We start from the raw sequence: 10,683 nt of genomic DNA on the forward strand, positions 1-10,683 counted from the left end.
CCTTTCAGGAGGAACACCATGACCAGCTTCATTCACGTTGACAAGCCCGCAACCCACCCCGGCATCGTTCGCGCCGAGGCGGCGTTCGACCGCGTCCGCGCCGCCCGCCGCGGTTTCGATGGCGCCCGAGGCCTGGCCGCGTTGCTGCTGGCGGCCATCGTGTCGTCCCTGCTGGTCGTCGCCGACCGGCTGATGACCGTCACCGACGAGGGCGGCCTGATGCTGGCCTGGGTGGTGCTGTGGGGCGTGGCCTTCGTCGGCCTGGCGCTGTTCGCCGGCACTGCGCGTTCGCTGGCTGCTCGCGTCATCGCCTCCACCCGCGGTGCCGCCAAGCGGCGCGCGGCCGAGCGCGCGGACGAGCAGTTCCTGGCCTACGCCAAGCAGGACCCGCGCATCCTCAGCGAACTCAACGCCATCGCCACGCGCCAGCAGGCCGCTGAGGTCGAACTGCCCGCCGCCGGCAAGGCGCGTTCGCTGGAGCGTGTGGCTCAGCGCTCCGCCGACGTCCGCGTCCCGACGCTCCATGAAGCGATGCGCCGCGTGAATCTCGGCCAGTACTACTGATCGATTCGCCGGCCTTCGGGCCGGCTGCATGAAATGAAAAAGCCGCCCGAGGGCGGCTTTTTCATTGGCGGCGAGAGGCTCAGGCTCAGGCCGCGAGGCGCTTCTCGATCGCCGCCTTGGTGGCCGGCAGTTCCTGTGGCAGATGGTGCGCCAACTGCTCGAACAGCTCGGCATGCAGCTTCAGTTCGGCCTGCCAGGCGGCCTTGTCGATGCTGGTGACGGTGTCGAACTGCTTGGCGCTGAAGTCCAGGCCGGTCCAGTTGAGGTCCTCGTAGCGCGGGCTGACGCCGAACACGTGTTCGCTGCCTTCGGCCTTCTGCTCGATGCGGTCGATCATCCACTTGAGCACGCGCATGTTCTCCCCGTAGCCGGGCCAGACGAACTTGCCGTCCTCGCCCTTGCGGAACCAGTTGGTGGTGTAGATCTTCGGCAGCCGGGCGCCCGAGGCCTCGAGCTTCTTGCCGAGATCCAGCCAGTGCTGGAAGTAGTCGCTCATGTTGTAGCCGGCAAAGGGCAGCATCGCGAACGGATCGCGCCGCACCACGCCCTGCTGGCCGGCGGCCGCAGCGGTCGTCTCCGAGCCCATCGTCGCCGCCATGTAGACGCCTTCGACCCAGTTGCGGGCCTCGGTCACCAGCGGCACGGTGGTCGAGCGGCGGCCGCCGAAGATGAAGGCGTCGATCGCGACGCCCTTCGGGTCGTCCCAGGCCGTGTCGAGCGCCGGGTTGTTGATCGCGGCGACCGTGAAGCGGGCGTTCGGATGCGCGGCCTTGGCGCCGGTCTCCTTGGCGATCGCGGGCGTCCAGTCCTTGCCCTGCCAGTCGATCGCGTGCGCCGGGGCTGCGCCCATGCCTTCCCACCAGACGTCGCCGTCATCGGTCAGGGCCACGTTGGTGAAGATGACGTCGCGGTCGAGGCTGGCCATGCAGTTCGGATTGGTCTGCATGTTGGTGCCGGGCGCGACGCCGAAATAGCCCGCCTCGGGGTTGATCGCGTGCAGCTTGCCGTCGGCGCCGGGCTTGATCCAGGCGATGTCGTCGCCGATGGTCGTGACCTTCCAGCCGTCGAAGCCGGCCGGCGGGATCAGCATGGCGAAGTTGGTCTTGCCGCAGGCGCTCGGGAAGGCCGCGGCCACGTGGTACTTCTTGCCGGCCGGATTGGTCACGCCGAGGATCAGCATGTGCTCGGCCAGCCAGCCCTCGTCGCGGCCCATGTTCGACGCGATGCGCAGCGCGAAGCACTTCTTGCCGAGCAGCGCGTTGCCGCCGTAGCCCGAGCCATAGCTCCAGATCTCGCGCGTCTCGGGGTAGTGGACGATGTACTTGGTCTTGTTGCAGGGCCAGGCCACGTCCTGCTGGCCGGCTGCCAGCGGCGCGCCGACCGTGTGCACGCAGGGCACGAACTCGCCGTTGTCGCCGAGCACGTCGTACACGGCGCGGCCCATGCGGGTCATGATCTTCATGTTGACCGCCACGTAGGGGCTGTCGGACAGTTCGATGCCGATGTGCGCGATCGGCGAGCCGAGCGGGCCCATGCTGAACGGCACCACGTACATCGTGCGGCCCTTCATGCAGCCGTCGAACAGCGGCTGCAGCGTCGCGCGCATTTCCGCCGGGGCCATCCAGTTGTTGGTCGGGCCGGCGTCTTCCTTCTTCGCGGAGCAGATGAAGGTGCGGTCTTCGACGCGCGCGACGTCGCTCGGGTCGGAAGAGGCGAGGAAGGAGTTGGGGCGCTTGGCCGGGTTGAGCTTCTTGAGGGTGCCGGCCTCGACCATCAGCTGGCAGAGCCGGTCGTATTCTTCCTGGCTGCCGTCGCACCAGTGGATGCGGTCGGGCTTGCACAGCGCGGCCATCTCGGCCACCCATGCGATCAGCTTCGCGTTCTTGACAAAGGAGGGGGCCTGCATGGCGAGTCCCTTCAGTGGTGCGTTCATCGTCTATCTCCGAAGTTGAAAATCGTCTTTTCGAACGGGACTCGACGCCATGGGGCGGGCGAAGTCCGTTGGAAAAAACGCTTCCGTCTAGGGAGGAGGCTGGATGGAAGCCCGGGTGGACCAGGGCGGGTCGGCACTTGGGCCACCCCCTGGATCTGAGGCAGGTCGCGCCGGCACGGGGACACGGGGTGTCCGCGGGGCGACCGCCGGAATCAGGCCATGTAGATGGCGATGGAGGCCAGAAGGAGCATCAGCACCCCGCCGACGAGGGGCAGCACCAGGGGCATGAGAGGGACGATCGACTCGACCGCGTCGGGTTCGACGGCAACTGCATGGCCGGGCTCGTTGGGGGTGGGATTGGACATCGGGATTCCTTGGGTTCTCAAGACTCCGGCCATTTTACCGTTGGGTCCGCCGGCCGCGGTCTAGGGGGTTGCCAGACCCAGTGGTCGGGCTTGGCCACCGCCGCGGATTCAACGGCGTCGGGCTGAATTCAACGCTGCTCTGCAGCCTCGAATCCCGCTTTGCGCAAGGCATCCAGCACGGCCGCCAGATGCTCCCGCCCACGGGTCTGGAGCACCAGTTCCACATCGACGTTCTGCGCCGCCAGCATGGTGAACGCGCGTTGGTGGTGCACCTCATCGATGTTGGCGCCCGCTTCCGCCACGGTGGCCGTGATATGGGCCAGGGAACCCGGGACGTCGCGCGCACTGACGCGCACGCGCGCGAGCCGGCCGGCCCGCACCATGCCGCGCTCGATGATCGCCGCCAGCAGCAGCGGGTCGATGTTTCCGCCTGACAGCACGAGGCCGACGCGCTGGCCCCGGAAGCGGTCGGGATGCCGGATCAGCGCGGCGAGTCCGGCCGCACCCGCGCCCTCGACCAGCGTCTTCTCGATCTCGAGCAGCATCAGCACCGCCTGCTCGATGTCTCCCTCGTCGACCAGCAGCAGGTCGTCGACCTCGCGGGCGATGATTTCGCGGGTCAGCACGCCGGGCGTGCCCACGGCGATGCCTTCGGCGATCGTGCTCGTGCCCTGAGGGTGGTGGGTGCCCTGCACCGCATTCACCATGGCCGGGAAGCGCGAGGTCTGAACGCCCACGATGCGGATGTCCGGCTTGCGCGCCTTGGCGGCGACCGCCATGCCGGCGATCAGCCCGCCGCCGCCGACCGAGACCACCAGCACATCCAGGTCGGGCACCGCATCCAGCATTTCGAGCGCCAGCGTGCCCTGCCCGGCGATGATCGCCTCGTCGTCGTAGGGATGGACGAAAGCCCGCCCCTCGCGCTCCGCGAGCGCCAGCGCGTGCGCGCGGGCCGCATCGAGCGTGTCGCCGTGCAGCACCACCTCGGCGCCGAATCCGCGCGTGCGTTCGATCTTCACGCCTGGCGTGAAGCGTGGCATCACGATCAGTGCGCGCAACCCGAGGCGCTGGGCGTGGTAGGCCACGCCCTGGGCATGGTTGCCGGCCGACATCGCGATCACGCCGCGGGTGCCGGCCTCCGAGAGGTCGACCAGCTTGTTACAAGCGCCGCGTTCCTTGAACGAGGCGGTGAACTGCAGGTTCTCGAACTTGAGGAAAACCTGGGCGCCGACGATCTCGGAAAGGGTGCGCGATTCGACGCAGGGGGTGTCCAGCACCTGTCCCTGAAGGCGGACGGCCGCGCGTTCGATGTCTTCGATTCCAACCATCGGGTGGATTGTGGACGGAATCGCAACATGAGGGTATTTCGTGCACTTAGGCTTCCCGAAGCCAAAACTCTGCGCTATGGTCGCTTCCAGATTCACCCGCTCCTAGCTGGAGGTTGTCCGATGGTCAAGCGTTCCGGTGTCGATGTGGTGGCCGCGGCTTCGCGCGGCCACGCATTGCCATCGCCCGGACTCAAGGAAGCGCCGGTGCTCGAACTCATGTGTTCGCACTTCGTGCTGACTCTCGCGGCCAAGCAGGGCCCGCGCTTCAATGTGCGCCGGGACCTCAATGGGCTGCTCTCCCTGACCGGCCGCCACCTGGTCTGGCCGCTGCCGGTGCTGCAGCGGCTGCGCGAGTTTCTGGTGCGGCGTTGCGTCGGCAACGAGATCTGGAAGGGCGTCGAGGCCTACGACGGCCGCACGCTGCTCGATCGCCATGGCGTCTGGCGCGGCCCCTACGAGGAAGGCACGCTGTTTTTCTACCTCGACGAATACGCCAAGGACCAGCCCAAGGACCTGCTGTCCGTGCTGTCGGTGACGCGCGACTGGCTCACCCATGCGCTGCGCAAGCAGTCGACCCTGGTCGAGAAGAACATCGACGCGCTGGCCGGCCTGCTGCAGCTCAACAAGGCCGAGCGCGCGCTGCTGCTCTATGGCACGCTGGCGCGCTACCAGCGCGATCTGCGCTCGCTGCTGGTCGAGTTCAAGGTCAACAACGCGCCCGAGGCCTATGCCGCGATCGCCGAAGTGGCCGGGGTCAGCGCCAGCGAGGTGGGCGAGGCGCTGCGCGCCGGGTCCCGGCTGGAGCGCATCGGTCTGGTCGAGAACCTGATTTCCGAGCACAACATCACCGACCTGGCCGATCTCATGAAGGTCAGCGAGAAGCTGCCGCCGGTGCTGATGCGCGAGTACCGCGATCGCAACGAGCTGATGGCGGTGTTCACGCGGCCGTCCGCCAAGAGCGCGCTGTCGGTCCATGACTTTTCCTTCGTGCTGGACGATACGCAGATGCTGGTCACCCTGCTGCGCGCCGCGGTCGGGCGCAAGGAGCCGGGCGTCAACGTGCTGCTTTACGGCCCTCCGGGCACCGGCAAGACCGAGCTTGCCAAGGTCGTCGCGCAGGCCGCGGGGCTGGAGCTGTTCGAGGTCGAGTACGCCGACCGCGACGGCAACTCGCTGTCGGGCCGCGATCGCTACCGCTCGCTGCAGATCGCGCAGGTGTTCCTGAAGGGCAGCGAGCAGGCGGCCCTGCTGTTCGACGAGGTCGAGGACGTGTTCCCGCCGATCAGCACCGAGGCGGCGCAGATCATGGCGCGCGCCGAGCAGATCCCCTCTCCCACCAGCGGCAGCGTGAGCGGCAAGGCCTGGGTCAACCAGATCCTCGAAACGAACGCGGTGCCGACGCTCTGGGTCACCAACCGGATCGAGCAGATCGATCCGGCCTTCCGGCGCCGCTTCGCCTACCACCTGGAGCTCAAGTCGCCGCCGCCCGGCGCCCGCGAGCAACTGGTGCGCAAGACGCTCGAAGGCGTGGCGGTGTCCGAAGCCTTCACCGCCAAGCTGGCCGGGCGCAAGGGCCTGACGCCGGCGCAGATCCGGACCGCGGTGCGTTTCGCCGAACTGGCGATGACCGACGGAGGGTCCGTCGAAAGCCTGATCGAGCGCCAGCTCAAGAATGCCGATCTCGCGCTCGGCACGGCCGATGGGCTGGGCGCGCGCCGCAGCGTCACCACGTATGACCTCGAGATGCTCAACGTCGAGACCCGCTTCGAGATCCCGCGCATCGTCGAGGCGCTCAGGGCGCGCGGCCATGGCACCATGTGCTTCTACGGCGCGCCCGGCACCGGCAAGACGGCGCTGGCGGAGCACATCGCCAAGGCGATCGCGCGGCCGCTGATCATCAAGCAGGCGAGCGACCTGATGAGCAAGTACGTCGGCGAGACCGAGCAGAACATGGCGGCCATGTTCAAGGAAGCCGAAGCCGAGAAGGCCGTGCTGCTGCTCGACGAGGCCGACAGCTTCCTGCAGGACCGCCGCGGGGCCCAGCGCACCTATGAAGTGACCGAGGTCAACGAGATGCTGCAGGGCATGGAGCGCTTCGACGGCATCTTCGTCTGCACCACCAACCTGCTCGACCGGCTCGACCAGGCCGCGCTGCGCCGCTTCACCTTCAAGATCAAGTTCATGCCGTTGACCGGCGAGCAGCGCGAGCGGATGTTCGTGACCGAGGCGCTGGCCGGCGATGCGAGCCTGATCACCAGCGAGATCAAGCTGCGGCTGGCCAGGCTGCCGCAGCTGTGCCCGGGTGATTTCGCGGCCGTCAAACGCCAGACCGACATCCTGGCGGTCGAGTTCTCGGCCGCCGAGTTCCTGGACCAGCTCGATGCAGAGCACCGGATCAAGCCCGAAGTGCGCGAGTCGCGCGGGATGGGCTTCGTCCAGTAGACACCAACACAGAAAGAGCGCCGGATTTCTTCCGCGCGCGCGAGGGAGCGTGATCGATGAGGGGTGGCCGGAAGATGGGCGCGGGTCGTCGCGCCATGGGTGCCGCAGCGCTGGCTGTGGCGGCATTGCTCGGTGCATGCGGTGGGGGCGGAGGTGGTGGCGCGACGTTGCCACCGGCTGCGCTGTCGGCGCCCACGCCTGCGGCGCCGGGCGACGATCCGATCGTGGCTTCCGCCAGCGTCGCCGGCCAGTGCGCCGCGCCGCGCTTCGGCGTCGACCCGGACACCGGGGCCGCCTTCCCTGACCGCAGCGGTTCGCTCGCCACCGAGAAGCGCTGGGTCCGCGCGTGGATCGACGAAACCTACCTCTGGTTCGCCGAGGTGCCGACCACGCTCGCGGCCGCGGACTACACCACGCCGATCGCGTATTTCGGCGTGCTCAAGACGCCGAACCTGACCGCTTCAGGCAAGCCCAGGGACCGCTTTCATTTCACAGCCGACACGGCGGACTATCGAGCGCTGTCGCAGAGCGGTGTCGAGGTCGGCTACGGGCTCGAACTGGCCTTCCTGAGCGCCGCGCCGCCGCGCGACATTCGCGTGGCCTTCGCCGAACCCGGGTCGCCTGCGGCGCAGGCGACGATCGAGCGCGGCCTCAAGCTGGTCGAGATCGACGGCATCGACGTCGTGGCCGGTGCCGACGTCGGCGGACTCAACGCCGGGCTGAGGCCGGCGCGCGAAGGCGAGACCCATAGCTTCAGGCTGCAGGCGGCCGATGGCAGCCGTCGCCTGGTGAGCCTGACCTCGGCCCGCATCTCGCGCACGCCGGTGCAGAGCGTGCAGGCGATCCCCACCGCCAGCGGCCCGGTCGGCTACCTGCTCTTCAACGACCACCTCGCGACCGCCGAATCGCAGCTGATCGCGGCCGTCGACCAGCTCAAGGCGGCGTCGATCTCCGACCTGGTGATCGACATGCGCTACAACGGCGGCGGGCTGCTCGACGTGGCCAGCGAACTGGCCTACATGGTCGGCACCCCCGGGGCCACCAGCGGCAGGCTGTTCGAGCGGCTGCAGTTCAACAGCAAGAATCCGTTTCGCCTGGCCCTGCAGCAGACGATCATTCCGTTCCACGCGACCACGCGCGGTCTCTCGACCGCTGCGGGGCAGCCCCTGCCGCAACTGGGCCTGTCGCGCGTCACGGTGCTCACGGGGCCGGACACCTGCTCGGCCAGCGAATCGCTCGTCAACAGCCTGCGCGGCGTGGGCATCGTGGTGAACCTGGTCGGCGGCGCGACCTGCGGCAAGCCCTATGGCTTCTATCCGCAGGACAATTGCGGCACGACGTATTTCGCGATCCAGTTCCAGGGTGTGAACCAACAGGGTTTCGGCGACTACGGCGACGGCTTCGCGCCGACCTGCGCGGTGGCGGACGACTTCGGCCACGCGCTGGGCGATCCGGCGGAAGCCCGGCTGGCGGCCGCGCTGACCTTGCGCAGCACCGGTGCCTGCCCAGCCGTGGCTGCCAGCAAGGCCGAAGTCATGCTTGGCAAGGCCGAGGCCGCCGGCATTCCCTACCTGGTGCGCTCGCCGCTGCGTGAGAACAGGATCGTCACTCGCCCATAGCTCGGCTGGCGTAGCCAGGCCCGTTGGTGAAACACCGCGGAACCGGCTTCGCCGGGCCGCTGGTGTTGCCCCCGGTAGGGGGTGGGCGGCTACACGCAGTGAGCCAACCTGGGGGCGAGCAACATAACACCGCGGAACCGGCTTTGCCGGGCCGCTGGTGTTGCCCCCGGTAGGGGGTGGGCGYCCGGACACGAAGTGCCGGGCAACCTGGGGGCGAGCTTAGAAAGCTCTGCAGACTCGGAGGACGTCTTCGCCGTAGGCTTCAAGTTTTTTGCTGCCGATGCCGCTGATGCCCTGAAGATCCTCGAGCGTGGCCGGTGCGCGTTCGGCGATCGCGGCCAGCGTGGCGTCGTGGAAGATCACGTAGGCCGGCAGGTTGTGCTCGCGCGCGACTTCGGCGCGCCAGGCCTTGAGTGCCGTGAAGCGGGCCTGGCCGGACGCGTCGAGCGCTGCGGAGGCGGGCGAGGGCGCGCCGCGAACCGACTTCTCGCGCCGCGGCTTGCGCTCGGCCGGCGAGGAGACCGACTCGCGCAGCATCACCTGGGTCTCGCCCTTGAGCACGGCGCGCGAGCCGTCGGTGAGCTGCAGGGTGTTGTAGGCCTGGGCGTCGACCGACAGGGCGCCGGTGGCGATCAGCTGGCGCAGCACGCCGCGCAATTGCGCTTCGCTGAACTCCGCGCCGATGCCGAAGGTGCTGACGCTCTCATGCCCGAACTGCTTGACCTTCTCGGTTGCCTTGCCGCGCAGGATGTCCATGATGTGGCCGGCACCGAAGCTGATGCCGCTTTGCTGCTGCACGCGGTAGATGGTCGACAGCAGCTTGCGCGCCGCATCGGTGCCGTCCCAGACCCGGGGCGGCGTGATGCAGTTGTCGCAATTCCCGCAGGGCGTGCTCTTCTCGCCGAAATAGCCCAGCAGCCGCACGCGCCGGCAATCGCTGGCTTCGGCCAGCGACAGCAGGGCGTCGAGCTTGCCGCGCATCACCTGCTTGAATTCCTCGCCGGCCGGGCTCTCGTCGATCATGCGGCGCTGGTTCACCACGTCCTGCAGGCCGTAGGCCATCCAGGCATCGGCCGCCGCACCGTCGCGGCCGGCGCGGCCGGTCTCCTGGTAGTAGCCCTCGATGTTCTTCGGCATGTCGAGGTGGGCGACGAAGCGCACGTCGGGCTTGTCGATGCCCATGCCGAAGGCGATGGTGGCCACCATCACGATGCCCTCGTCGCGCAGGAAGCGGTCCTGGTGCTTCTGGCGCACCGCGGCATCGAGGCCCGCGTGATAGGGCAGGGCGTTGACGCCGGCATCGCGCAGGGTCTGGGCCACGTCTTCGACCCGTTTGCGCGACTGGCAATAGACCACGCCCGCATCGCCCTCGTGCTCTCGCTCGATGAAGCGCATCAGCTGCGTGGTGGCTTCCTTCTTCTCGACGATGGTGTAGCGGATGTTGGGCCGGTCGAAGCTCGAGACGAACTGGCGCGCCTCTTCGAGCTGCAGCCGCTCGACGATGTCGGCCCGCGTGAGCGCATCGGCAGTGGCCGTGAGCGCGATGCGCGGCACGCCGGCATAGCGTTCGTGCAGCACCGTCAGCGCACGGTATTCGGGCCTGAAGTCGTGGCCCCACTGGCTCACGCAATGGGCTTCGTCGATCGCGAACAGCGCCAGCTTGCCGCGCTCCCTGAGCGAATCCAGCTGCGACAGGAAGCGCGGCGTGTTGACACGCTCGGGCGCCGCATACAGCAGGGTGATCTCGCCGCGCAGCATGCGGCGCTCCACGTCCTGGGTCTGCTCCCAGTCGAGCGTCGAATTGAGGAAGGCGGCGTCGACGCCGGCTTCGTGCAGCGCGCCGACCTGGTCGTGCATCAGCGCGATCAGCGGCGACACCACCACGGTCACGCCGTGGCCCGCACGCTGGCGGGCGATGGCGGGGATCTGGTAGCACAGCGACTTGCCGCCGCCCGTGGGCATCAGCACCAGCGCGTCGCCGCCGGCCACGACGTGATCGACGATCGCCTGCTGGGGACCGCGGAACTGCGCGTAGCCGAAGATCTCGTGGAGGATCAGCTGCGGATCGTCGGCGCCGGACGAAGGCGCGAGCGCGGAGACGGAAGAGGCGATGGGCAAGGCGGACACGGTTCGGCGGTGGATGAAGGGCGGCCCGCCAGCCTCATGGCGGCGAGCCGGACGTCATTGTCGCTTGGCGGCGCGCCCGCGGCCGTCAGGAATGGATGTTTTCGCGGCCGAAAACGGCCATCAGCGTGCAGGCCATGGTGGCCACCAGCTTCTCGCGGCCCTCGTCGATCGCGTAGGCATGGCCCTCGCAGACCGTGACCGTGCGACCCGGCTTGACCACGCTGCCGACCATGCGGAAGGTCTGGCCCTTGGCGGGCGCGAGCAGGTTGATATTGTATTCGATGGTCAGCACCGCGGCGTCTGCC

Annotated in this window: 8 protein-coding genes; 3 read left to right on the plus strand and 5 right to left on the minus strand. The window is 68.3% G+C overall.

The genetic code is table 11. The features are described 5' to 3' along the window. Positions 1–18: 18 nt before the first annotated feature. On the plus strand, positions 19–564 hold the full coding sequence (locus AC1D2K_RS04000; protein ID WP_478086489.1) for a hypothetical protein: 546 nt from the start codon (positions 19–21) through the stop codon (positions 562–564). 85 nt (positions 565–649) lie between these two features. Here the strand turns inward: AC1D2K_RS04000 and AC1D2K_RS04005 are convergent, their stop codons facing one another. The 3 genes from AC1D2K_RS04005 to AC1D2K_RS04015 form a co-directional block, all read right to left on the minus strand. Beyond that, on the minus strand, positions 650–2,497 hold the full coding sequence (locus AC1D2K_RS04005) for a phosphoenolpyruvate carboxykinase (GTP) (protein ID WP_478086491.1): 1,848 nt from the start codon (positions 2,495–2,497) through the stop codon (positions 650–652). A 212-nt stretch (positions 2,498–2,709) separates the two neighbouring features. Continuing rightward, complete coding sequence (locus AC1D2K_RS04010) at positions 2,710–2,862, minus strand: hypothetical protein (protein WP_478086492.1); 153 nt, start codon at positions 2,860–2,862, stop codon at positions 2,710–2,712. Between the two features lie 128 nt (positions 2,863–2,990). After that, entirely contained in the window at positions 2,991–4,190 is a 1,200-nt protein-coding gene (locus tag AC1D2K_RS04015) for a threonine ammonia-lyase (protein ID WP_478086493.1), read from the minus strand. 120 nt (positions 4,191–4,310) lie between these two features. On the opposite strand from AC1D2K_RS04015, the gene AC1D2K_RS04020 reads away from it, so the two are divergent. Together AC1D2K_RS04020 and AC1D2K_RS04025 are read left to right on the plus strand one after the other, a co-directional pair. Further along, entirely contained in the window at positions 4,311–6,632 is a 2,322-nt protein-coding gene (locus AC1D2K_RS04020; RefSeq protein WP_478086494.1) for an ATP-binding protein, read from the plus strand. Positions 6,633–6,688: 56 nt separating this feature from the next. After that, complete coding sequence (locus AC1D2K_RS04025; RefSeq protein WP_478086496.1) at positions 6,689–8,251, plus strand: S41 family peptidase; 1,563 nt, start codon at positions 6,689–6,691, stop codon at positions 8,249–8,251. Between the two features lie 219 nt (positions 8,252–8,470). Here the strand turns inward: AC1D2K_RS04025 and recQ are convergent, their stop codons facing one another. Together recQ and AC1D2K_RS04035 are read right to left on the minus strand one after the other, a co-directional pair. Continuing rightward, positions 8,471–10,363: a DNA helicase RecQ gene (gene recQ, locus AC1D2K_RS04030; protein WP_478086500.1), complete on the minus strand. Its 1,893-nt coding sequence runs from the start codon at positions 10,361–10,363 to the stop codon at positions 8,471–8,473. Between the two features lie 100 nt (positions 10,364–10,463). Then, positions 10,464–10,683 (minus strand): PaaI family thioesterase (locus AC1D2K_RS04035; RefSeq protein WP_478086497.1); only part of this gene is annotated, 220 nt, incomplete at its 5' end.

It is taken from the genome of Variovorax sp. P1_H12_2 (genome assembly GCF_056405335.1).